The organism is Actinomadura macra NBRC 14102 (assembly GCF_001552215.1).
Classification (GTDB): domain Bacteria; phylum Actinomycetota; class Actinomycetes; order Streptosporangiales; family Streptosporangiaceae; genus Spirillospora; species Spirillospora macra.
On record NZ_BCQT01000028.1, the window covers coordinates 13,969 to 37,483 of the forward strand.

Consider the following 23,515-nt stretch of genomic DNA (forward strand, 5'->3'; position numbering starts at 1 on the left):
GGACCGGAACCTCCACCACCACAGGGGAGTCACACTACAAAGACGTAGGGTGATCCCTCCTCCATCATCGACGATGGACCCGGCGCCCTGAGGCCGTGCGGCCGGGTCGAATGGGAGGTTGGAGGCGCAGATGCCAAAGGACCCTGGCGAGTCCTGGCCCGATCGCGTGCGTGAGAACTGGGTGCCCCTGCTCGGCGTGTCCGCGCCCGTCGCGGGCGGGCTTGCGGCCGCCGGCGGGGTCCAGCGCTTCCCGTTCTATCTCCTCGCCGTGTTCGCCGCACTGCTCCTGCTGGACTACTGGATGTCCCTGGCCGGAGACGTCGGCGTCTTATCGCTGTTCGGAAGGCTCGGCACGTTGAGCCACCTGCGGGGGTGGGCCAGACCCCTGGCCAGGACGCTCAGTCTGGGGACCTCCGTTCTGGGCGGGGCCGCCGTGGCCGTCGCCTGCTGGATCGCCGTCCCGCAGATGAGGTCCTGGGCGGCCGATGGTTGCGAACCGCCGCCGGACGTGCGCGTCATGGCGGCGCCGGAGAACAAGGGCGCCATCGAGGACGGCGCCGACCGGTTCACCAAGGAACAGGGCCGGCGAACCGACGGCTGCGTGCCCGTCCGCGTGGCCGTCTTCGAGTCCCCCGCGCCGGGACACGCTCTGGACGAGGCGTTCGAGGGCAGATGGAACCTCTCGGAGCGACCGCATCCCGACCTCTACGTGCCGGCGACCAGCGCGGCCGTCCCGGAGAACCACACCTCAGGCCCGCGAGTGCGGGTCCAGGGCCATTTCGGGGCGGCGTCGCCGCTGATACTCGTCGCCCCGCGCCGGGTCGCCGAGGGGCTCGGCCTCGCCGGACCCGACCCCGTGCCCTGGGACCGGATCGCCACCGCGCTCAGCGACGCGGGCACCCGGCTGCTGATGGCCGATCTGGAGACGACCGAGTCCGGGCAGGCCGGCGCCTTCGCGCTGTTCACCGGCAGCACCGGCGACGACGAGACCTCCCGCGCGCGGCGCAGCCGCCTCGTCGGCCTGGTGAACCCGGGCGGCGGCGCCCCAGCCGACCCCGACGACCTGCTGTGCCGCCTGCGGACGCTGAGCGAGAACCAGCGCACCGGCGCCGCGGCGATCGTGCCGCTGGCCTCCGTCGAGGCCTTCAACTCCGGCTCGCCCTGCGGCGGAGGCCCGGTCACTGAAAATGACCGGCTGACCGTCGTGCGGTCGGCGGGCCGGACACCCGCCGTCGACCGCCCCATCGTCCGGGTCCGCTGGGGAGGCGGCGCCGACACGGCGGGGAACCGGTACGCGGAACTGTTCGCCAACTGGCTGTCGCGCCATGGCCCCGAAGCGCCCACGGGCTCCCCGGGCACCCGGTTGGAGCGGGCGGAGCTGGCACGAAGCCGGCTGCTCATGACCGAGGCACGCAAGGTGCTCTCCCTGGACTTCATGCTGGACATGTCCGGAACGATGAACGCGCCGGCCCCCGGTGGGACCCTGCTGGCGAACGCGCGGGAGTTCGTCAACGATGCACTGAACCGGCTCGGCGGCGACGACCGGGCGGCCCTGTGGCGCTTCCCCGGTGGCGGGGCCACGCGCGATCCCGCGCCGCTCGCGAGGTCGGCGCCGGTCAGCCCGTCCCAGATCACCCGGATCACCGACGGCCTGACCCAGCTGCGCCGCGCCGACGCCCAGACGACGCCGCTGTACCACGCGATCGCACGGGCCGCCGAGGAGCGGACCGGGCAGCGGACCCTTGTCGTGCTCACCGACGGCGTCAACGACGACCCCGGGCACGACGACGACTCGTCCGCCGAGCAGGAGCTGCGCAAGGCCCTCAGGAGCGCGGACAGTCCGCAGGTCTACGTCCTGGCTCTGAAGGGCGCCGGCTGCGGCAAGGACCTGATCGCGCTGGAGCGGGCCCTGCCCCGGTTCCGCTGCCTGGACCACGACCGGACCGGCGGCTCGCTGCTCGACGGCCTGTTCTCCAAACTGTAGGAAGGGGACACGTCACGTGCCGCACACTCCCCCGGACGCGCAGCGCAGATACCTGCTCGGCGCCATCGCCGGCGCCGTGATCGCCTTCCTCGCCCTGGCCGGCCATCACGTGGTGTCCGCGCGCAGCGGCCACTGCGGCGCCGACGGCCCGCTGACCGTGCTCGGCGGCAGGGACGCCTCGGGCATGCGGGGCCTGTTGATCGGCCGCTGGCGTGGGCTCGACGGCATGCGGGCCGAGTTCCGGGAACTGCCGACGAGCACCGACCTGCAGCACAGCGAGATCGTCTCCACCGCGCGGTCCGGCGTGTGCGGCGCCGATGTCTACGTCGTCGACACCCCGTGGATCCCCGAACTCGCGAAGGCCGGTTACATCGACACCGTCGGCGTACCCGAACGCGACCTGCGACAGGTCATCCCGTCGGTCCTCGACACCGGGCGCTACCAAGGCAAACTCTGGGCGGTACCGCTCAACACCGACGCACCGCTGCTCATCTACCGCAAGGACCTGGTCAAGAACGTCCCCCGCGACCGCGGAGAGCTGATGGCCGAGGCGGCCGCGCTGATGCGACAGCCCGGAACCCGGTTGAAGAGCGGCCTCGCCCTCCAACTCAGCCGCTACGAGGGACTCACCGTCAACATCCTCGAACTGATCCGCGACCACGGCGGGGACATCACCGTCAGCGAGGACGGCAAGGTCAGGCTCGACCGCCGGGCGGTGCTCGCCACCCTGCGGGACCTCAGTGCCGGTCTCCAGGGGGACCGGCCGCTGATCCGGCCCGAGTCCCTGGACTCCGACGAGGACAAGGACAGGGTCGCGTTCGAGAACGGTGACGTGGCCTTCATGCGCAACTGGCCGACCCACTACACCCTCATCGCCAACAACGGGAAGCTCGCACCGGAACAGGTCGGCGCCGTCCCTTACCCCGGAGAACGGGTCCTGGGCGGCCAGAGCCTGGCCGTCGCGGCGGGGCTGTCAGGCGACCGGGCCCGCGCGGCGCGCGATCTGATCGGCTACCTCAACGCCCCGGAGCAGCAGCGGCGGCTGTTCGCCTGCGGCGGCTTGGCGCCCGTGCGCACCGACGTCTACCGCACCGGCTCCGACGAGTGCCCCGACCAGGTGACCTCGCGCAAGCGGCTCTTCCTGCACGCCGACGCCCAAGTGATCTATCAGGCGGTGACCGGAGCTCGCCCGCGGCCCTCATCGGTCTACTATCCCGAGTTCAGCGGGGAGCTGCGGGTGAGGATCCGCGAGCGGCTGAAGTGCATGCAGACCGAATGCACACAGCAGCCCAGCGCGTTCCTCGACGAGCTGACGAGCGCTCTGGAGCGGGCCGCGCACGGACGCGTGCGCTGACGAGGCCGGGGATCACATCGGGTCCGCCTCGGACAGGCCGGAGCCGCGGTCCATGGCCAGCCACCGGGTGATCCCGATCGTGCGCAGGAACGGCAGGTCGTGGCTGACCACGAGCAGCGCACCCTGGTAGCCGGCGAGGGCCTGGCCGAGCTGTCGGACGCTCGCCATGTCGAGGTTGTTCGTCGGCTCGTCCAGCAGCAGCAACTGCGGCGCGGGCTCGGCGAGCAGCAGCGAGGCCAGCACGGCGCGGAACCGCTCACCGCCCGACAGCGTGCCCGCGGGCCGCTCGGCCCGGGCACCCCGGAACAGGAAACGTGCCAGCCCCGCCCGGATCTCGTTCACCGGCACCGACGGGGCCACCGCGCGGACGTTGTCGACGACGCTGAGGCCCTCGTCGAGGACGTCGAGCCGCTGCGGCAGGTAGCGGACGCCCGCCACACCGATCTTGACGGTCGTCCCGTCCGGGACGGTCTCGCCGGTGAGAGCGCGCAAGAAGGTGGTCTTGCCCGAGCCGTTCGGGCCGACCAGCGCGATCCGCTCCGGGCCGCGGACGATCAGCTCGGTCAGCGAGCCGGCCTCCGGTTCGGGCGGCGCGAGGCCGGTGACGGTCGCGACCGTCCGTCCCGCCGGGACCTCGGTCGCGGGCAACCCGACCCGGATCTCGGCGTCCGCACGGACCGCCTCCTCCGCCTCGGTGAGGCGGGCGCGGGCGCCGGCGAGCCGCTCCTCGTGCATGATGCGGTGCTTACCCGCCGCGACCTGTGCCTGCCGCTTGCGCTCCCCCATCACGATCTTGGGTTCGCGCTTGCTCTCCTGCATCTTCTTGCCGTAGCGCAGCCGCCGGGCCAGCTTGACGTGCGCCTCCTCCAGGTCGCGTTTCTGGCGGCGCATGTCGGTCTCGGCGGCCCGGACCGTCCGCTCGGCGGCCTCCCGCTCGACCGCGAGGAGCTCCTCGTACTCCGTCAGGTTGCCGCCGAACGTCCGGACGGCGCCGTCGCGCAGATCGGCGATCTCCTCGACGCGGTCGAGTAGTTCCCGGTCGTGGCTGACGACGACGAGCACACCCGGCCAGGACGCGACCGCCTCGTACAGCCGGCGGCGCGCGTCCAAATCGAGGTTGTTGGTCGGCTCGTCCAGCAGCAGGACGTCTGGCCGGGCCAGGAAGAGCGCCGCGAGCCCGACCATCACGGCCTCTCCGCCCGACAGCGTCGGGACGGTACGGTCCAGGCCCACGTGGTCGAGACCGAGTCGGTCGAGTTCGGCGCGGGCGCGTTCCTCGACGTCCCAGTCGTCCCCGATCGCGGCGAAGTTCGCCTCGGTGGCCTCGCCGCGCTCGATGGCGTGCAGAGCGGCGCGCGCCGAGGTGATGCCGAGCAGGTCGGACACCGTGCGGGCGTTGTCGAGCGGAAGGGTCTGCGGCAGGTAGCCGACCTCCCCCGCCACGCTGATCTTGCCGGATGCGGGCCGCAGTTCCCTCGCGATCAGTTTCAGCAGGGTGGACTTGCCGGAGCCGTTGACTCCGATGAGGCCGGTGCGGCCGGTACCGAACGCGGCGTCCAGGCCGTCCAGGACGGTGGAGCCGTCGGGCCAGGCGAACGACAGGCCGGAGCACACGATGGCAAAGGACATGGGGCCTCCATGGGGGTGAGCAGGTGCTGACACATGGAGACACCGCGGGAAACGCGCGACGCGGCCAGGAGTGACGAGGCTAGGAATGCCGTCATGGCATGGAAAAGCCCGGCTGGACGAGAGTCCACGACTGAGGTCACGTGCGCGGGCCGCTGAACGGCCGTTGCGCGGTGTCGGACCTCAGATCCTCAATGGACTCCCCTGCCGGGCGACAATGTGACGTGGACACGCTACCCCGACTCTTATCGCAACACAAGTAGCGATAAGGGGGTCGTCGTCCGCCCCGGACCTACCGGGGCGGACGGGACACGCCGTCAGGCGCCGCGGAGAGCGGCGCCGGTGCGGTCGGCCGCGGCGGCGACCGCGGCGTCACGGGCCCGGGTCGCCTCCTCGGCGGTGAGCGTGCGGTCCGGGGCCCGGAACCGCAGGGTGTAGGCCAGCGACCTGCGTCCCTCGCCCACCTGCTCGCCGGTGTAGACGTCGAAGAGCCGGATCGCCTCCAGCAGTTCGCCGGCGCCCTCGCGCAGTGCCGACTCGACCCGCGCGGCGGGCACCGCGGAGTCGACGACCAGCGCGACGTCCTGGGTGGCGACCGGGTACGTCGAGACGTGCGGTGCCCGCGGCGTGGCAGGTTCGCCCAGGCGACGCAGCTCCAGTTCCATCGCGCAGCTACGCGGCGGCAGCCCGTACGCCTTGGTGACGCGGGGGTGCAGCTCGCCGGCGTGGCCGACGAGGGTGTCCCCCGCATACAGCGCGGCGCACCGACCCGGATGCCACGGGGCATGCTGGTCGGCCTCGACCGTCAGCTCGACGCCGACCTCCCGGGCGACCGTCCGGGCGGCCTCGACGGCGTCGGCCCACAGCGCCGCGCGCCCCGGCCCCCACCACCCCGACGGCTCCCGGTCGCCGGACAGCACGACGGCCACCCGGTGCGGCTGGTCGGGGAGCGCCGCCTCCACGGAGGCGATTTCCTCGGGGGTCGGACCACGGTCGACGGCGAGGCGAGGTGCCCCGGCGGGCGCATCCGGACGAGGACGGAACACCAGGCCCATCTCGAACAGAGCCACGTCACCGAAGCCGCGTCCCACGTTGTGCGCGAGGGCCCGCAGGAGCCCGGGCAGCAGCGTGGTGCGCAGGAGCGGCTCGTCCTCCGACAGGGGGTTGGCCAGCCGGAGCGCCGTGCGGCGCGCGTCGCCGGGCGGCAGCTGCAGGTCGTCCCAGTCCCTCTCCGCGGTGAACGGGAACGCCAGCACCTCGACGTATCCGGCGCCCGCCAGCGCGCGGCCCACCCGGCGCCGCATCCGCTGCCGGACGGTCAGCCCGTGCCCGTCGGCGGGGCGCGGTGCCCGCGAGGGGATGTTCTCATATCCCTCCAGCCGGATGACCTCCTCGGCGAGGTCATTGGGGTCGGTGAGGTCGGGCCGCCACGACGGCGGCGTCACGGTCAGGACGTCGCCGCCCTCGACGGCGCAGCCGACCTGCGCCAACCGCCGCACGACCGCGTCCCGCCCGTAAGTCACTCCCGCGACCCGGTCGGGGTGGCCGGCGGCCATGGTGACGGTGACCTCCTCGACCGGCGCCTGCGCGTGCGTCACGCCGGGCACGATCTCGGCGCCGCCCAGCTCGGCCAGCAGCCGTACCGCCCGGTACGAGGCGTACAGCGGCAGTTCCCGGTCGACTCCCCGCTCGAACCGGTGGGACGCCTCGCTGTGCAGCCGGTGCCGGCGGCCCATCCGGGCCGTGCCGATCGGGTCGAAGTGCGCCGCCTCGACGACCATGTCGCTCGACCGCTCGTCGATCTCGGTGGCGAGGCCGCCCATCGTCCCGGCCATCGAGATCGGGCCGGAGGCGTCGGTGATGAGGATGTCCTCGGGGTCCAGGGTCCGCTTGACGTGGTCGAGCGTCTCCAGGGCCTCGCCGCGCGCCGCCCGGCGCACCACGATCGGACCGGTGAGCTTGGCCCGGTCGAAGGCGTGCAGCGGCTGCCCGAGCTCCAGCATCAGGTAGTTCGTGACGTCCACGGCCAGCGACACCGGACGCATTCCGGCGCGGTGCAGGCGGACCCGCATCCACAACGGGGTCTGCGCGTCCGGATCGAAGCCGCGTACCTCGCGCAGCACGAACCGGTCACAGGCGGTCGGGTCGGCGATGCTCGCCGGGTAGGACTCGCCGGTCTCGGCAGGCAGGTCGACCTGCGCGGGGTCCTTGAACGGCACTCCGTAGGCCGTGGCAGCCTCGCGGGCGACCCCGCGGATCGACAGGGCGTAGCCGCGATCCGGCGTCACGGCGATGTCGAGGACGTCGTCGCGCAGCGCGAGCAGTTCCACCGCGTCCGTCTCGACCGGCGTGTCGGGTGGCAGGACGAGGATGCCGCCGTGGTCGTCACCGATGCCGAGCTCGGCGACCGAGCAGATCATCCCCTCCGACAGCCGCCCGTAGGTCTTGCGGGACCCGATCTGGAAGCCGCCCGGCAGGACCCCGCCCGGCAGGATCACCACGACGCGGTCGCCGACCCCGAAGTTGGTGGCACCGCAGACGATGTTCTGCGGCTCGCCTGTCCCGTTGGCCTTGCCGACGTCCACGCGGCAGTAGCGGATCGGCTTCTTGAACCCGGTCAGCTCTTCGATCGCCAGGACCTCGCCGACGACCAGCGGACCGGTGATGTCCACACCCGCCTGCTCGACGGTCTCGACCTCCAGGCCCGCGGCGATCAGCGCGGCGGCCAGCTCGCGGCCGGTGACTCCGGCGGGCAGGTCGGCGTACTCACGCACCCAGGAAAGCGGGGCCCGCATCAGATCTCCATCCCGAACGGGAGGGTGAACCGGACGTCGCCCTCCACCATGTCGTGCATGTCCTCCACACCGTGCCGGAACATCAGGGTCCGTTCGACGCCCAGCCCGAACGCCCAGCCGCTGTAGCGGTCCGGGTCGACACCGCAGGCCACCAGCACCCGCGGGTTGACCATGCCGCAGCCGCCGAGCTCGATCCAGCCCTCCGAGCCGCAGGTGCGGCACGGCTCGGCGCCCACCTCCACCGACGCGCCCCGGCACACGAAGCACTGCATGTCGACCTCGGCCGACGGCTCGGTGAACGGGAAGTAGGACGGGCGGAACCGCGTCCGCAGTCCCTCCCCGAACATGCCGCCGACGAACGCGTCGATGGCACCGCGCAGGTCGGCCATGGTCAGGCCCTCGTCCACGGCGAGGCCCTCAAGCTGGTGGAAGACGGGGCTGTGCGTGGCGTCCAACTCGTCGGTACGGAACGTCTTGCCCGGGATCACCACATACACCGGCAGCGCGCGCGTCAGCAGCGACCTGATCTGCACCGGGGAGGTGTGCGTGCGCATCACCAGGCCCGTCTCCTCGGCCCCCACGAAGAAAGTGTCCTGCATCGTGCGGGCCGGATGGTCGGGCTTGAAGTTCAGGGCGTCGAAGTTGAACCACTCCGCCTCGACCTCGGGGCCTTCGGCGACCTCGAAGCCCATGGAGACGAAGACGTCCGCCATCCGCTCCTGCATCGTGGTCAGGGGGTGCCGGGCCCCGCGCGGGGCGCGGTCCCAGGGCAGGGTGACGTCGACGGTCTCCTCGACGAGGACACGCTGGTCGCGCTCGTCCTCCAGCTCGGCCTGGCGCGCCTTGAGGGCCTGCGCGACCGCGCCGCGGGCGGCGCCGATGCGCTTGCCCGCCTCGGCGCGGCCGGCGGGAGGCAGTGCGCCGATCTCGCGGTTGGCGAGGGCCAGCGGGGAACGGTCGCCGGCGTGCGCCAGGCGGACCTGCTTGAGGGCGTCGAGGTCGGCGGCCGCGGCGATGGCGGCGAGCGCCTCCTCGCGGGCCCGCTCCAGCTCGTCGGGCTGCAATGCGGACACCTCGACTGGGTCGTAGGACTTGTTGGGTGCAGACATGGTGGTGTGATCGACTCCGGTCGGCGTGGGACGCCCGCAGTCTAGTGCGCGGGCGGTGAAGATCCGGAAAGACGTGCGCGAATCGCGCGGCCCGCCGCGAGGTTCCCGCGCCGGCCCGGCCCGGTCGGGCTCAGGTGGCGTAGTCGGGGGCCCCTGCGGGCACGGTAAATCGGAACTCGGCGCCGCCGCCGGGCGCACGCCGCACGGTGATCACACCGCCGTGCGCCTCCACGAGGCCCTTCACGATGTAGAGGCCGAGGCCGGTGCCACCGCGACGGTTGCCGCCGGGGCCGCGCCAGAACTGCCGGAACACGCGCTGGACGGCTTCGGGCGGTATGCCCTCGCCCTCGTCGCGCACCGACACGGCGGCCCCCTCCTTATGCGCGTCCGGCTCCACCACGATGGTGACAGTACCCGCTCCGTGCCGCACGGCGTTTTCGACGAGGTTGCCGAGGATCTGGTCCATCTTGTCGGGGTCCAGCCACATCTCGGGCAGCTCGCCGCGGGCCTCGAAGCGGAACCGGTCCTCGGCCTCGCCCGCCGCGACCCGTCCGGCGATGACCTTGCGGACCTCCTCCGGCAGGTCGACGACCTGCCGGTGCATCTCCAGCCGGCCCGCCTCGATGCGCGACACGTCCAGCAGTTCGGTGATGAGCCGCGTCACCCGGTCGGCGTCGGCGTTGACGGTCTCCAGCATCACGCGCTTCTGATCGTCGTTGAAGCGGTGCCATTTGGCGAGCAGGGTCGCCGTGAAGCCCTTGACACTGGTCAGCGGGGACCGTAGCTCGTGCGCCACCGTCGAGACGAGGTCGGCGCGGTCGCGCTCCTGCCGGGCGCGGTGCGCCGCGTCGCGCAGGGACACGCTGAACCGTTCCACCCTGCCCTGCCGGTCGCGCCGGTAGGCGGCGGTGACCAACAGTTCGGTGCCGCCGGGCAGGAACAGCACCCGCTCGGGGTGCCGGGTGCGGGTGCACAGGCCCTCGTAGGGGGCGAGGCACTTCCACCAGTCGCGGCCCTCCGCGTCGTGCAACGGTAGGACGTCGCGGAAGTCGGTGCCGAGAGCGGTCTCGGCGGGAATCCCCGTCATCCGGACGGCGGCGGCGTTGAAGACCACGACGCGCGCCTCGTGGTCGGCCACCATCAGCCCGTCGGGGAGGTCGTCGGCGGGATCCCCCGCGGGACGGCCGCCGGCCCCGCTTACGGGCGCACCAACGGCCACGCGATGGGGTTCCTCTCCGCCCACTGCGGCCTCCAGAAACACCGGTCGGGACGCGGCCTGTCGAGAAGAGACTCTATCCGGACTCGGGCCCCTTACGGGACCCAGAAAACGCCCCGCGGCAAGGCTTTTGTAGCTGTCACGACCGTCTCCGTCCGGGGTGGGAGCACCCTCACCAGGAGGTACGGGCCCGCCCCCGGGCGGGGTTCAGCGGGTGGTGGTCGAGGAACCTTCCGCGGACAGGGCGGCGTCGACGTCCACGTGCACGGCGAACAGCCGGTGCAGCCCAGTGATGCGGAGCAGACGGAATTGCGCTGGACGCACCCGGACAAGGGCGATCTCGCCGCCGGACACGGCGACGTGGTTGTGCGCGGACACCAGCGCGCCGAGCCCCGCCGCGTCGCAGAACGGGACTGCGGCGAAGTCGACCACGAGGCGGCGGAAGCCCGCGCCGTGCAGCTCGACGAGTCGGGCACGCAGCGCGTCGGCCGTGTGCAGGTCGATCTCGCCGGCCACCACGGCCACGGCCGTGTCGCCGCGGACCCGTGCCAGCTCGACGGTCAACCCAGGCGTGGCGGCGGGCGCCCACGCGGTGGGGACGGAGGGGACGGCGGCCTGGCCCGTCCGGCACCTGATCTCCGGCGTGCGCCGGCCCGGCCTCCTCGCCACTCTGGTCTCCTCGGTCATCGCGTTCGCCCCCATTCGCGCGGCATCGTCGCCGCCCCTGGTCAACCACCGTAGGCACCCGTTGGAACGTGCAAATCCCTCGCCGGGCCGGTATCCCGCTCCTACCTGGGAACGAGCCGCCCCGCGGCGGTGGGCCCCCTGCCCACCCTCCGTGAGGGGACCATCCTCGCAGGTCACACCCAGAGAAGGGGCAGCGGCGGCGACCGCTTGCGGCCATCCGACCACGGAATGCATCGAACCCCGTCGGGTGCTCGCAGGTAACGCGTGTCACATGCGGGAACGCCCGCGCTGCGCCCGTGCCGACGCATACAGACATACGGCCGCGGCCGTCGCGAGGTTCAGGCTCTCCGCGCGGCCGTGAATCGGCACGCGGACGACCTCGTCGACGTGCCGGAGGATCTCCTCGGGCAGCCCCCACGCCTCGTTGCCGAACACCCAGGCGGTGGGGCGCGCGAGCAGGCCCTCGTCGATCCCCTCGTCCAGGGTGCGGTCGCCGGCACCGTCAGCCGCGAGGACGGTGAGCCCCGCGCTCTTGAGCTCGGGCATCAGGGCGTCGAAGCGCGGACCGACGACGACCGGCAGGTGGAAGAGGCTGCCCGCCGAGGCGCGCACGCACTTGCCGTTGTAGGGATCGACGGAGGCGTCGGTGAACACCACCGCCTCCGAGCCCGCAGCGTCGGCCGTGCGCAACACCGTCCCGGCGTTGCCGGGATCGCGGACGTGCGCCAGCACAGTCACGAGCCGGGGCCGGGCCTCCAGCGCGGTGCCGAGCGGGACGTCGAGGAACCCGCAGACCGCCAGCAACCCCTGCGGGGTGACGGTCTGCGCGAGTTCGGCCATGACCTCGCCGCTGACGCGCAGCACGGGAGCTCCGGCGCGCTCGGCGGCCAGCACCAGCTCGGGATGGCGGGCCTCGGCCTCGGCCGTGGTGAACAGCTCGGCGAGCCCGCCCGGGATCAGCAGCGCCTCCCGTACCGCCTGCGGTCCCTCGGCGAGGAACCGCCCCTCACGGCGCCGGAACGCGCGCTTGGCGAGCCGGCGAGCGGCCTTCACCCTCGGTGATCGGAGAGAGGTCAGCTCGCGGCCCGCCATATCGCTGTGCTCGCCCGTCCGCCGGTCCCCGGCTCAGGCCGCCTCCGAACCTTCGGCGGGGAGCGCGTCCTTGGCGACCTTCACCAGGGCGGTGAACGCGGCGGCGTCATTCACGGCCAGCTCGGCCAGCATGCGGCGGTCGACCTCGACCTCGGCCGCCTTCAGGCCCTGGATGAACCGGTTGTAGGTGATGCCGTTGGCGCGGGCGGCGGCGTTGATCCGCTGGATCCACAGCCGGCGGAACTGGCCCTTGCGGTCCTTGCGGTCCCGGAAGGCATAGGTCATGGAGTGGAGCTGCTGCTCCTTGGCCTTGCGGTACAGGCGCGACCGCTGGCCGCGGTAGCCGCTCGACCGCTCCAGGACGACCCGGCGCTTCTTGGCGGCGTTGACCGCCCGCTTCACGCGTGCCACGTGATGCACTCCTTCGTGGGGGCCGGGGCCTCCAGGCCTCGGCCGGTCGCTGATGTTGCCGGTCGGGTACTACTTGCGCAGCAGCTTCTTGATGTTCTTGGCGTCGGCGTCGGCCACCACGGCGGGGCCGGACAGGCGGCGGGTCCGCTTGGTCGGCTTGTGCTCGAGCAGGTGGTTCTTGTTGGCGCGGCGGCGCATCACCTTGCCGGAGCCGGTCAGCTTGAACCGCTTCTTGGCACCGCTGTGCGTCTTGGTCTTCGGCATGGTCGCCGTCGTCTCCTCATTCTGGGCCCCCGTGCGGCGGCACGGGGGCGCGCCTGAATCGGCGCATCGCACGGGACCCCGTGTGACGCGCCGGGCCAGGCTTCAATGTACGTGCGTCCCGTCCCCGTGACACCACGGGGGCGTTGTGCAGGCCCGCCCGTGAGGGCGTGCCCTGGAGGCCGGTTCGCCCCGGACGTCCCGGGCTCCCCGGCGATCGGCTCCACCGGCGATCCCCACCGCAGCGGGCGCCGGGCGGGCCGTCAGACGGTGCCTGGGGCGGCGTCCTGCCCGCGACTCGCGGCGCGCTCGGCCTTGGCCTCCGCCTTCTTCTTGTGCGGACCGATCACCATGATCATGTTCCGGCCGTCCTGCTTGGGCCGCGACTCGACGAAGCCGAGCTCCTCGACATCGTCGGCCAGCCGCTGCAGCAGCCGGAAACCGAGCTCGGGACGGGACTGCTCACGACCACGGAACATGATCGTGACCTTCACCTTGTCCCCGGCCTTCAGGAACCGCACCACGTGACCCTTCTTGGTCTCGTAGTCGTGCGGGTCGATCTTCGGGCGGAGCTTGATCTCCTTGATGACCGTGTGCGCCTGGTTCTTCCGCGCCTCACGCGCCTTCATCGCGGACTCGTACTTGAACTTGCCGTAGTCCATGAGCTTGGCGACGGGCGGGCGCGCGGTCGGCGCCACCTCGACGAGGTCGAGATCCGACTCGCGCGCGAGTTCAAGGGCCTTGGCGATGGGCACGATGCCCACCTGTTCGCCGTTCGGGCCGACGAGCCGGACCTCGGGCACGCGAATGCGGTCGTTGATACGCGGTTCGGCGCTGATGGGACCTCCTTGGGGCCGTTCTCAAGTTCGTAGACCGGTCGTACCCCGAGGCTCTCACGCGAAAAGCCCCGCACGACTCACGCACGGGGCCACCTTCGGTCGCCCCGTGCGGCATGGCCGCCCGGGGACGCGGGTGAGACGAGCGAACCGCGCCCGTTCACCGGACCGAGGACCCACCGGCCTTGCAGCCGGTCAGGTGGGAGGTGGCCTCCGCTTGAGCGCCCAGCACGTGTTATCACGTTGATCCCACGCACAGGGCCGGTCAGCCACCAACATTACCACCTGCACGGCCTTGGTGCGCCATTGCGGTTCACCGGCAATACGGTGGATCCTCCCGCTTGGGCCGAGTATGGAGTACTCGTTTGCGTCCGCGTCAACCGAGCGGATCGTCACTGCATTCCCAGTATGCGGGTGAGGTTGTTCTGCCCTAGCCGGACTCTCGGCGTTCGGGGCAAGGCTTGTTACGGTAGGGCGACGATGGCCCCCTGGGGCCGGCACAGGGGAGGTTTTCCCGCGATGCCCACGGTCGAGGCCGGCGCCCCCGGTCCCCTCACGGCCTTGGCCCCCATCAGGCTGGAGTTCGCCCAGAAGGCGTTCATCGAGGCCCACGGGAGCCTGCTGCTGGTCCGCAAGTCCGCCGACGATCCGTTCCACCCCGGCCGCTGGGAGGTCCCCGGCGGCCGCCTCGAGGTGGAGGCCGACCTGGATCTGGACGACCACATCCGCAGGGAGGTCTGGGAGGAGGTCGGCCTCAAGATCGACCCGGGGCCGCCGTTCCATCTGTGGCAGTGGTTCATGCCCGAGCGCGATCCGCGGGTCCGCGGCGGGCAGGTGCGGGTGGTGGCGACCGCGCGCAGTTGCCGGCCGGTGACGCTGGACGCCTGCATCGACAACCAGGAGGCGGGCGACCATCTGGCCGAGTGCGCCTGGGTGCCGCTGGACGAGGTCGAGTCGCGCGAGCTGATCCCGAGCCTGCGCCCGGTGATGCGGGCGTTCCTGGCCCGGTCCGGCTGACCCGGACGCCATGGACACCGCGCCCTCCGCCCCCTCGCCGGCGCAGTGGCCGGGCCTCGACGGCGCCACCCGGCGCCGCTTCTCGCTCTTTGTCATGGGGGACGTCCGGATCGAGGTCCGCGCGACGCTGCCGGAGGTCCGGTTCAGCGAGCTGACCGCCGACCGGCTCGCCTTCGCCCCCGCGCGGGCGATGGTCGCGGGGACGGCCGTCAACCTGGCCCGGCGCGCAACGGGCTACTTCCGCCGGGTGAGCGTGCTCGCCAAGATCGGGGACGACGACTTCACGCCGGTGATCCGGCGGGAACTGCGGCGCATGGGCGTCCGCGACCGGCTCCGCGTCGAACCGGGGGCCTCGAACGGGGTGACGGTGATGCTGCGCGATCGCCCGGACGGCGAGGATCCCGGGGTGCGCCTGCTCGTCGCGGAGGAGGACGCGCCGGGGCGGCGCCTGACCGAATCGGAGGTGCTCGCGGCGGCGGCCGGGATCCGCCGCGCGGACATGCTGTTCGCCGACGGGTACGCGCTGCTGTCCCCGGTGTCGCGGGCGGCGCTGCACACCGCGGCTCGCGTCGCCCGGGACGCGGGGACGCCGGTCGCCTTCGACCTCGTCCCGCACGACATCGACGGGCGGCTCCCGGCGATCGACGTCCTGCCGCTGCTGTCGCTCGCCGAGATCGTCATCTCCGAGGCGCCGACGATGGCGCGGCTGCTCGGCCAACCACCGCCGGTCGGGTCGGGCGAGGTCCGGGACCTGCTGCCCGCCCTGGACAGGGCCGTCCCGGGCAGGCCGCTGTGGCTGCTGCGTTTTGGGGCGACATCGCTGGAGTACGTGCTGGCCTACCAGCGCGAACGGCTGTTGCTGGAGTATTCGTCCGGATACGGCGGAAATGTGGAGCGTGCGGGGTTCGGAGACCGGCTGGCGTCCGGCGAGCTCTACTGGTGGCTGTCCCGGCACTGACCGATGGCGCCGTCGGCGGTGCTCCCGCCGGCGTGCGCGGCGAAACGCTCAGCGTCGATGGCCCGCCGCATCCCCTGGACAGTGCGCAGGAAGCGGTGCTTGCTCTCGGGTAACCCGAAGGTCTCCTGCCAACGCCATGGCTCCCCCGGGCGGGCGGCCGCCACCGCCCAGCGGAGGAACTGGCTTCGTACCCCGTCCCCTGGGTGCACGGTGGCCCGGCCCTCCTCCTCGACCAGGAGATAGGAGCGACCCGTCCTGAAGCGGGTGCGTAAGGTCGCATGCCCGGCGGGGGTCCCCGTCAGTCCGCCGCCTTCCAGGACGGCACGGACACCAGGCGTCCCCGGCAGGAAGTGCCAGTGCGCATGGTCGATGCAGGCGCCCCCGCCTTGGGAGTCCGCCGGGCCGTGCTCGAACAGCAGGAGCTCGCCGCTCCCGTACGCCCTCTCGTAGAGCCCGGAGACGCGGTCACGCCAGTGACAGGCCTGCTCCCACATCCGGTAGCCGAACGCACCGGCGCACTGGTGGTGCCTTCGCGTCACCAACAGCAGGTGCCCCACCGCGAGCGGCGCCACGTCCGGCATCAGGAGGAAACCGGTGTCGCGTGCGAGCACCGACGACTCTCCTGGGAGGTCCACCATCTCGTTGAACCGGAACCGCAGGGGCGGGCACAGGACGCACTCGGGACCAGGCTCGTTCCATATCGATGGCTCGGCCAACAGTCCTCCAGCGAAGGGACGTGCGCGTTCTCTTCCCTTCCAGCGTGCCCGCCGTGCGGCCGTCGCGATCTATGCAGTGGGCGATACAGACACAGAACCCACGGGGTACAAAGCCTGGCTGAAAGGGAATAAAGGGGATGGAAGGAAACCCCGTGTACCAAACCCCTCCGCGCCCCCCGCAGCCGACCCGCGCCACCCCTCCCTGCCCCCTGCCCGCGACCGCCGATCCCGTCATCGACATGGCCGTCCTCGCGACCCGCCTGGAAGAGTCTCTGGACGTCCTGCGCGACACCTACGCGCCCGCCCTCGGCTCCGGTGGGGGCTGGTACCACGAGCTGGCACGGCCGGAACCCGGGACGACGGCGACGGCCCTCGGGCTGCTGGCGTTCGTGGAGACCGGTCGCCCCTTCGAGTACTTCCATGAGGGCCTGGCCCTCCTCGCGGCTCGGCAGACATCGTCGGCCGATGTGCTGCGTGACGGCGGCTGGGCCACCAAGACCAGCCTCGGCATGCCCGTGGTGGAGGCGACCGGCTGGATCGCCCGCTTCCTCGCCCGGGCCCGCTGCGACCTGCGCGAGGACGCACCCGACCTGCGCCGGGCCTACCGGTGGCTCCTGCACAACCAGAACCCCGACGGCGGCTGGGGCTCGCTGCTCGGCTGCCCGTCGAGGGTGTGGCTGACATGCCTGGCACTGCGGGCGTTGAGCCAGCTCAACCCGCACGACGCGGCGGTCGACCGGGGCGTGGAGTGGCTGACCGCAGACCGGACGGCGCACCGCCCGGCGTGGGGCCCGACCCCGGCGGCCGGTCCCACCGTCACCCACACGGCGTTCGCGCTGGTGACGCTGGCCGAGGCGCGACCGGATCTGCGGACCGAGCGCCTGCTGGACGCCTACGACTGGCTGCTCGGACATCTGGACCCGGGCGACGACCACACCTGGATCGAGACCTACGACGTCTCCCCGCACGGCGCCGGCTCCAAGCCCGTGTGGCGGCTCGCGCTGTGGCACTACGGGCTGCCGATCGCGCTCATCGCGCTGCTCGGCGACCCGCGCGGCCCCCACGGACCCGCCGTCGCCCGCCTGTTCCGGGCACTGCTGCGCGGCGAGATCACCGACCCGCGCTGGAACGGCTACCCCGGCAGCGGGCGCACCTCGCTGTGGACCCTGTGGTGGCGGCTGGAGAGCCTGGTCGCGCTGACCCGGGTCCCGCTCGCCGGGACCGCCGACCTCCTGCACTGGCTCCCGGACGCGACGGTCGTCCAGCGCGCCCATGCCCGGGAGCGCCCGCTCGGTGCGCTGCTGCCACACCACCGCCTCGACCCGGTGGCGCTCGTCCGGCGGCACTGGTCGGCGCTGCTGCTGACACTGATCTGCCTGGGCAGCGCGCTCGGCGCGAGCATCGGCACGTGGGGCTGGCGGGACTTCTGGCTGAGCGTGATCCTGCCGATCGCCCTCGCCACGGTCGACCTATCGGTGAAACGGCGCCGCGCACCCCGCGGACCGCCCTGACCTCGGCTCAGGCGCGCCGGGCCAGCTCGGCCTCGCCGGCGGCGCGCATCGCCTCCACCGGGACGTCCTCGCGGCCGGTCATCAGCGTCACCTGCCGGGCCGCCTGGTGCAGCAGCATGCCGAAGCCGCCCACGACCGTCCCGCCGGCCCGCGCGACGGCGGAGGCGAGCGCGGTGGGCCAGGGCGCGTAGACGACGTCGAACAGCGCGGCGCCGGACGCGGCGACGGGCTCGGCGAACGCGTCCGCGGCGCGTCCGGGCAGGGTCGAGACCACGAGCTCGGTCGTCAGGTGCTCGGCCAGCCGGTCCAGCGTCACGACGCGGACCGCGAGCCCGAAGCGCTCCCCCACCGCGGCGGCCTCGGCGGCGCGTCCGGGCGTGCGGACGGCGAGCACCGCCTCCTCCAGGCCCAGCCCGGCGAGCGCCGCCAGCGCCGAGCCCGCGGTAGCGCCACCGCCGAGCACCAGCGCTGACCCCGGCGCGCCGAGACCCGCCTCACCGAGCGCCGTGACGATGCCGTACACGTCGGTGTTGTCACCATGGCGCCGGCCGTCGCGCAGGACGAGCGTGTTCGCCCCGCCGACCTTCACCGCGAGATCCGAAACCGAGTCGGCCAGCTTCAGCGCGACCCTCTTGAGCGGCATGGTCAGCGACAGTCCCGCCCATCGCGCGTCGAGCCCGTCCAGAAGGCCGGCGAGATCGTCCTCACCGCACTCGATCGCGTCGTAGGACCACGCGTCCAGCCCCATCGCCGCGTAGGCCGCCCGGTGCAGCACGGGTGACAGCGAGTGCTCGATGGGCGAGCCCAGCACCGCCGCCCGGCGGCCCGCGCCGTCCCCTCCGTCCGCCATCAGTTCCCCGGGTTCTTCCGCTGCCACTCCCGGAACTCCTTCTCCAGTTCCTTGCGCTCGGCCTCCGTCGTGGCGAACTTGGTGATCTTGTTGGTGGGGTCGGTGGCGATGAAGAACAGCCACGTCCCCTTCTTCGGCGACACCGCCGCCTCGATCGCCTCGGGCCCGGGACTGGAGATGGGCCCGGGCGGGAGGCCCTTGTGCTTGTAGGTGTTGTACGGCGAGTCCACCTGGAGGTCCCGTTCGCGCACGTCCAGGGTGCGCTTGTTCAGCGCGTACAGCACCGTCGTGTCGAACTGCAGCGGCATCCCCGCCGTGAGCCGGTTGTAGATCACCCGGGAGATCTTCGGGAAGTCGCTCGGCCGGCCGCCCTCCGCCTGGACGAGGCTCGCCAGCGTGAGCACCGTCGCCGGGCTCATGCGCGCGGTCCGGGCCTTCTCCTCCAGGCCGACGTTCTCGGCCTCCTTGAGGAAGCGGTCCACCATCTGCTTGAGGACCTGCTTGGCCGACCCGTTCGGGTCCAGGTCGTAGCGTCCCGGGTACAGGTAGCCCTCGACCCTGCCCTTGGCGTAGGGCGGCAGACCGAGGCCCTGCCCGTCCTTGGCGGCCGCCTGGAAGTCGCTGACCGGGATGCCCGTCTTCTTCGCCAGCAGCTGGTAAATCTCGATGGCGCGGCGGCCCTCGGAGATCGTGATCTGGTTTCCGGAGCGCGACTTCGGGTCCAGCAGCAGGGCCATCGCCGCCGTCGACGACATCTTCAGCCGCATCTGGTAGAAGCCGGGCTGGATACCGGACGCGCGGCTCTCCTTCCCGTACGCCTTCACGAACGCCCGCGTGCTCCTGACGACGCGGTGCTCCTCCAGCGTGGCCCCGATCTGCGAGCCGCTGTCGCCGTCCTTGATCTGGACGGTGACATTGCCGCTGCCCGCGCCTTTGTAGTCCGGCGGATGGAGCTTGTTGTCCAGCCACGCGGCGCCCAGTACCCCGCCCGTCCCGAACACCGCGACGATGAAGGCCATCGCGAACAGCGCCGCCGCGCGGCCGCTGGTCTTGCGGCGTTTCTGCCGCCTGCGGACACGCCGCTGGGCCCGTCTGCCGGAGCGCTCCTCCGGCGGCGGGCCGTCCCCGTAGGGATCGGAGAAAAGGTCCAAATCGTTCATGAGCTTCCCCGGACGATCTCGCCTGGGGGGCGCCCAGTCAACCGTTCCCCGTCAAGTGCCGCTTGAAGCAGGACGGCCGCCGCGGCTTGGTCCACGACCCTGCGGCGAGCCTGACCACGTACCCCACCTGCGCGGAGCCCCGCCTCGGCCGTGACCGTGGTGAGCCGCTCGTCGTAAAGTCGGACGGCCCCCTCGGGAAGGCGGCCCGCCAGCCGTCCGGCGAACCGGCGCGCGGACTCGGCCGCGGGGCCCTCCCGTCCCGACAGGGACGTCGGGAGCCCCACGACCACCTCGACGGCCTCGTGCTCGCCGACGAGCTCGACGAGCCGGTCGATGTCGCCCTTGCCGCTCTTCACGGTCTCCAGCGGCGAGGCGAGGATTCCGCCGGGATCGCACCGGGCGACACCCACCCGGACGCTTCCCACGTCGACCCCCAGCCGGACCCCGTGTCTCATTTCCTCGGCTCCGCCCTGTTACCCCCGTGTGCGGGGCTCACGCGGCCCCTACGGCCCGTTCGACGTCGGCGAGGGCCTCGCCGACGGCCGCGGGGTTCGCGCCGCCTCCCTGGGCAAGGTCGTCCTTGCCGCCGCCCCCGCCGCCGAGGGCCTTGGCGGCCAGACCGACCAGGGCGCCGGCCTTGAGGCCACGCTCCCGGGCGCCCTCGGTGACGGCCACCACGACGACCGGGCGGTCCTTCGGGACGCCGGTCACCATGACGACGGCGGGCCGGGACTGCAACCGGCCGCGGATGTCGACGGCGAGCCTGCGCAGGTCGTCGGCGCCCGTGCCGTCCGGGGCGCGGTGGCCGACGAAGGCGGTGCCGCCCACGTCACGGGCACTGTCGGCGAGGGATCCGGCGACCGCCAGGATCTGCTGGGAGCGAAGCTTGTCCAGCTCCTTCTCGGCATCGCGGAGCCGGGAGACGACGCCGGAGACGCGCTCGGGCAGTTCCTCCTTGCGTGCCTTCATCTGCTCCGCGAGCTGGGCGACCAGGACGCTCTCGCGGGCCAGGAACCGGAACGCGTCGATGCCGACCAGGGCCTCGACGCGGCGGACGCCGGCGCCGATGGACGACTCGCCGAGCACCTTGACCAGGCCGAGCTGTCCGGAACTCGCGACATGGGTGCCGCCGCACAGCTCGCGGGAGTAGTCGCCGACCTCCACGACGCGAACCTCGTCGCCGTACTTCTCGCCGAACAGCGCGAGCGCCCCCATCGCGCGCGCCTCGTCGATCGAGGTGTGGAACGCACGGACGTCCAGGTCGTTGATCAGAACCTCGTTCACCTCGTCCTCCACGTCCCGCAGCACCGTGACGGGGACGGCGCCGGAGGCCGTGAAGTCGAACCGGAACCGGCCGGGCGAGTTCTCCGAGCCGGCCTGCGCGGCGGACTCGCCGAGCGCGCGCCGGAACCCCGCGTGGACCATGTGGGTGGCGGTGTGCGAGCGGGAGATGGCCCGGCGCCGCTCCACGTCGACCTCCGCGTGCGCCGCGTCGCCGACCCGTGCCTCGCCGCTGACGACGCGGCCACGGTGCACGATGAGACCCGGCAGCGGCGTCTGCACGTCGGCCACCTCGATGACGGCGCCGTTACCCAGCCTGATCACGCCCTGGTCAGCGAGCTGGCCGCCGCCCTCGGCATAGAAGGGGGTGCGGTCGAGGACGACCTCGACCTCGGTGCCCTCGCCCGCCGCCTGCGCGTTGGCGCCCCTGACGAGGAGCCCGACGACGCGTGAGTCGCCCAGCAGGCTGCTGTAGCCGATGAAGTCGACCTTGCCGCCCGCACCGATGAGCAGCTCGTCCAGGACGGAGACGTCGAGGTTGCCCGTCTTCTTGTCGCGGGCGTCCTTCTTCGCGCGGTCCCGCTGCTCCTTCATGAGCCGGCGGAAGCCCTCCTCGTCCACCTGGAGGCCCTGCTCGGACGCCATCTCCAGGGTGAGGTCGATCGGGAAGCCGTAGGTGTCGTGCAGCTTGAACGCCTGGTCGCCCGCCAGCGCGCGGCCGCCGGTGCTCCTGGCCTCCGCCACCGCGGTGTCGAAGATCGCGGTGCCGGTGCGCAGCGTCTGGAGGAACGAGTCCTCCTCGGCGTCGATGACGGTGTGGATGTTCGCGGCGGTACGGACGAGGTCGGGGTACTGCTCGCCCATGGCCTGGATCGCGACGGCGGTCAGCTCGTGCATCAGCCCGGCGTCCTGCCCGCCGAGCAGCCGCATGTTGCGGATGGAACGGCGCAGGATGCGGCGCAGCACGTAGCCGCGGCCCTCGTTGCCGGGACGGATGCCGTCGGCGACCATCATCGTCCCGCTGCGGACGTGGTCGGCGATCACGCGCAGCGACACGTCCGTGCGGTGGTCGCGGCCGTACGCGGCGCCGGTCAGGCCGGCGGCGCGGTCGAGCACCTTCCACAGGGTGTCGGTCTCGTAGATGTTGTCGACGCCCTGCAGGATCGCCGCCATCCGCTCCAGGCCCATGCCGGTGTCGATGTTCTTGGCGGGCAGGTCGCCGAGGATGGGAAAGTCGGTCTTGCTCTCGCCGGGACCGCGCTCGAACTGCATGAACACGAGGTTCCACACTTCGAGATAGCGGTCCTCGTCGGCGACGGGGCCGCCCTCGCGCCCGTACTCGGGGCCGCGGTCGTAGTAGATCTCCGAGCAGGGCCCGCACGGGCCGGGAACGCCCATCGACCAGAAGTTGTCCTCCATGCCGCGGCGCTGGATGCGCTCCAGCGGCACCCCGACCTTCCGGTGCCAGATGTCCTGGGCCTCGTCGTCGTCGGTGAAGACCGTGACCCAGAGCCGCTCCTCGGGGAACCCAAAGCCGCCCTCGCCGCGCGGCTTGGTCAGCAGGTCCCAGGCGAACGGGATCGCCTGCTCCTTGAAGTAGTCCCCGATGGAGAAGTTGCCCAGCATCTGGAAGAACGTGGCGTGCCGGGTGGTCTTGCCGACCTCTTCGATGTCGGGCGTCCGGACGCATTTCTGGGCGCTGGTCATCCGCGGTGACGGCGGCGTGCGCTGGCCGAGGAAGTACGGCTTGAACGGGACCATGCCGGCGTTGACCAGCAGCAGGGTGGGGTCCTCGGCGATCAGGCTGGCCGAGGGCACCACCGTGTGCCCGCGCTCCTCGAAGAACTTGAGGAAGCGGCGCGCGACCTCTGCCGACTCCATGATCAGTGGCCATCCTTGTCGTCGTCGATGATCGTGTAACGGGCCCTGAGGACCCTGCGGGGGTGTGGACCGTCGGGCCCGGGCGGCGCCTGGTCCATGCGGACGGCCTCGCGCAACTCCTCCTCGCGGGCGCGCATCTCGGTGCGCACGTCCGCGGCGAACAGCCGCAGCCGCTCGCCCGCGCCCTGCCCGGTCGACACCGCGCGGGCGGCGACGCCCCCGGGCGACAGGGCACGCGCGAAACGCTCGACCCGGCGCTTGACGCGGTGGGTGGCGTAGATGCCGGCGCCCGCGCCGACCGAGACCCAGAACAGCCGTCTCATCTGCGCCCCTTCCCGCCCTGCCGGGCCTGCAACTGCGGCCGGTCGGACGCGGCGGACCGGCTCTTGCCCGACCCGCCGAGGGCCTTGCGGACGCCGTAGGAGAACGCGGCGGCCTTCACCACCGGGCCGCCCACGACCGAGGTCATCACGGTCGTGACGGCCGAGACGTTCTGGGTGACGCCGGCGACCTGCTTGGTGATGACGTCCGTACGGCCCAGCTGCTCGTTGGCGCGGTTCACCGTGCGGGTCATGTCGTCCAGCAACGGGGCCGCCTGGTCGCCGATGTCGCGCACGACCTTGCTGGCCTCGCCGAGCAGGCGGGAGAGCCGCAGCAGGGTCAGCGCGACGAACGTGACGAGCACCGCCCAGAACACGGCCACGACGAGACCAGCTAGCTGTCCACCAGTAAGCATCAGGGCTTTCCGTTCGCTGTGTGTTCGGCTCGGG

At 72.2% G+C, this 23,515-nt stretch carries 21 protein-coding genes; 5 read left to right on the forward strand and 16 right to left on the reverse strand.

Translation table 11 applies throughout. The annotated features are described in order from the left end of the window. Window positions 1–130: 130 nt before the first annotated feature. Both AMA02S_RS36700 and AMA02S_RS36705 read left to right on the forward strand, forming a co-directional pair. The gene (locus AMA02S_RS36700; RefSeq protein WP_084265988.1) at window positions 131–1,984 is read left to right on the forward strand and encodes a vWA domain-containing protein; all 1,854 of its coding nucleotides are present in this window, start codon (window positions 131–133) and stop codon (window positions 1,982–1,984) included. A 16-nt stretch (window positions 1,985–2,000) separates the two neighbouring features. Continuing rightward, complete coding sequence (locus AMA02S_RS36705) at window positions 2,001–3,338, forward strand: extracellular solute-binding protein (protein ID WP_067468618.1); 1,338 nt, start codon at window positions 2,001–2,003, stop codon at window positions 3,336–3,338. A 12-nt stretch (window positions 3,339–3,350) separates the two neighbouring features. Here AMA02S_RS36705 and AMA02S_RS36710 read toward each other — a convergent pair whose 3' ends face one another. The 9 genes from AMA02S_RS36710 to infC form a co-directional block, all read right to left on the reverse strand. Next, window positions 3,351–4,967: an ABC-F family ATP-binding cassette domain-containing protein gene (locus AMA02S_RS36710; RefSeq protein ID WP_067468620.1), complete on the reverse strand. Its 1,617-nt coding sequence runs from the start codon at window positions 4,965–4,967 to the stop codon at window positions 3,351–3,353. Between the two features lie 314 nt (window positions 4,968–5,281). Next, window positions 5,282–7,759 carry a phenylalanine--tRNA ligase subunit beta gene (pheT, locus tag AMA02S_RS36715; RefSeq protein ID WP_067468622.1) on the reverse strand — a complete coding sequence of 826 codons (2,478 nt, stop codon included), beginning with the start codon at window positions 7,757–7,759 and terminating at the stop codon, window positions 5,282–5,284. Beyond that, entirely contained in the window at window positions 7,759–8,868 is a 1,110-nt protein-coding gene (gene pheS, locus AMA02S_RS36720; protein ID WP_067468626.1) for a phenylalanine--tRNA ligase subunit alpha, read from the reverse strand. Before pheS ends, pheT begins: the two co-directional genes overlap by 1 nt. A gap of 130 nt (window positions 8,869–8,998) precedes the next feature. Further along, entirely contained in the window at window positions 8,999–10,087 is a 1,089-nt protein-coding gene (locus AMA02S_RS36725) for a sensor histidine kinase (protein WP_067468629.1), read from the reverse strand. A 204-nt stretch (window positions 10,088–10,291) separates the two neighbouring features. Then, entirely contained in the window at window positions 10,292–10,753 is a 462-nt protein-coding gene (locus AMA02S_RS36730) for an STAS domain-containing protein (protein WP_245667994.1), read from the reverse strand. A 285-nt stretch (window positions 10,754–11,038) separates the two neighbouring features. Next, window positions 11,039–11,863 (reverse strand): TrmH family RNA methyltransferase, encoded by an 825-nt coding sequence (locus AMA02S_RS36735; protein WP_067468632.1) that lies wholly within the window; start codon window positions 11,861–11,863, stop codon window positions 11,039–11,041. A 33-nt stretch (window positions 11,864–11,896) separates the two neighbouring features. Next, window positions 11,897–12,274, reverse strand: a complete 378-nt coding sequence (gene rplT / locus AMA02S_RS36740; protein ID WP_067468635.1) for a 50S ribosomal protein L20 — start codon at window positions 12,272–12,274, stop codon at window positions 11,897–11,899. A 69-nt stretch (window positions 12,275–12,343) separates the two neighbouring features. Next, complete coding sequence (gene rpmI / locus AMA02S_RS36745) at window positions 12,344–12,538, reverse strand: 50S ribosomal protein L35 (RefSeq protein ID WP_067468638.1); 195 nt, start codon at window positions 12,536–12,538, stop codon at window positions 12,344–12,346. Window positions 12,539–12,798: 260 nt separating this feature from the next. Beyond that, the gene (gene infC / locus AMA02S_RS36750) at window positions 12,799–13,374 is read right to left on the reverse strand and encodes a translation initiation factor IF-3 (protein ID WP_157431076.1); all 576 of its coding nucleotides are present in this window, start codon (window positions 13,372–13,374) and stop codon (window positions 12,799–12,801) included. Window positions 13,375–13,890: 516 nt separating this feature from the next. On the opposite strand from infC, the gene AMA02S_RS36755 reads away from it, so the two are divergent. Together AMA02S_RS36755 and AMA02S_RS36760 are read left to right on the forward strand one after the other, a co-directional pair. Continuing rightward, complete coding sequence (locus tag AMA02S_RS36755; RefSeq protein WP_067468644.1) at window positions 13,891–14,388, forward strand: NUDIX domain-containing protein; 498 nt, start codon at window positions 13,891–13,893, stop codon at window positions 14,386–14,388. Between the two features lie 10 nt (window positions 14,389–14,398). After that, window positions 14,399–15,346 carry a PfkB family carbohydrate kinase gene (locus AMA02S_RS36760; protein ID WP_067468647.1) on the forward strand — a complete coding sequence of 316 codons (948 nt, stop codon included), beginning with the start codon at window positions 14,399–14,401 and terminating at the stop codon, window positions 15,344–15,346. On the opposite strand, the gene AMA02S_RS36765 is transcribed toward AMA02S_RS36760, so the two are convergent. Beyond that, window positions 15,322–16,062 (reverse strand): HIT family protein, encoded by a 741-nt coding sequence (locus AMA02S_RS36765; RefSeq protein WP_157431077.1) that lies wholly within the window; start codon window positions 16,060–16,062, stop codon window positions 15,322–15,324. The genes AMA02S_RS36760 and AMA02S_RS36765 overlap by 25 nt on opposite strands. 152 nt (window positions 16,063–16,214) lie before the next feature. On the opposite strand from AMA02S_RS36765, the gene AMA02S_RS36770 reads away from it, so the two are divergent. Then, window positions 16,215–17,573 (forward strand): prenyltransferase/squalene oxidase repeat-containing protein, encoded by a 1,359-nt coding sequence (locus AMA02S_RS36770; RefSeq protein ID WP_067468653.1) that lies wholly within the window; start codon window positions 16,215–16,217, stop codon window positions 17,571–17,573. 7 nt (window positions 17,574–17,580) lie between these two features. On the opposite strand, the gene AMA02S_RS36775 is transcribed toward AMA02S_RS36770, so the two are convergent. The 6 genes from AMA02S_RS36775 to AMA02S_RS36800 are packed head-to-tail and all read right to left on the reverse strand — an operon-like array spanning window position 17,581 to window position 23,481. After that, a complete protein-coding gene (locus AMA02S_RS36775) occupies window positions 17,581–18,423 on the reverse strand; it encodes a shikimate dehydrogenase (protein ID WP_067468917.1) in 843 nt (280 codons plus the stop codon). Continuing rightward, on the reverse strand, window positions 18,423–19,583 hold the full coding sequence (gene mltG, locus AMA02S_RS36780) for an endolytic transglycosylase MltG (RefSeq protein WP_067468656.1): 1,161 nt from the start codon (window positions 19,581–19,583) through the stop codon (window positions 18,423–18,425). The genes AMA02S_RS36775 and mltG overlap by 1 nt, the downstream gene beginning before the upstream one ends. Then, window positions 19,580–20,038 carry a Holliday junction resolvase RuvX gene (gene ruvX / locus AMA02S_RS36785; protein WP_067468660.1) on the reverse strand — a complete coding sequence of 153 codons (459 nt, stop codon included), beginning with the start codon at window positions 20,036–20,038 and terminating at the stop codon, window positions 19,580–19,582. Before ruvX ends, mltG begins: the two co-directional genes overlap by 4 nt. A gap of 37 nt (window positions 20,039–20,075) precedes the next feature. Then, window positions 20,076–22,745: an alanine--tRNA ligase gene (gene alaS, locus AMA02S_RS36790; protein WP_067468663.1), complete on the reverse strand. Its 2,670-nt coding sequence runs from the start codon at window positions 22,743–22,745 to the stop codon at window positions 20,076–20,078. A 2-nt stretch (window positions 22,746–22,747) separates the two neighbouring features. Then, window positions 22,748–23,068 carry a hypothetical protein gene (locus AMA02S_RS36795; RefSeq protein ID WP_067468666.1) on the reverse strand — a complete coding sequence of 107 codons (321 nt, stop codon included), beginning with the start codon at window positions 23,066–23,068 and terminating at the stop codon, window positions 22,748–22,750. After that, window positions 23,065–23,481, reverse strand: coding sequence for a DUF948 domain-containing protein (locus AMA02S_RS36800; RefSeq protein ID WP_067468669.1), 417 nt, complete (start codon window positions 23,479–23,481; stop codon window positions 23,065–23,067). Before AMA02S_RS36800 ends, AMA02S_RS36795 begins: the two co-directional genes overlap by 4 nt. Between the last annotated feature and the right edge of the window lie 34 nt (window positions 23,482–23,515).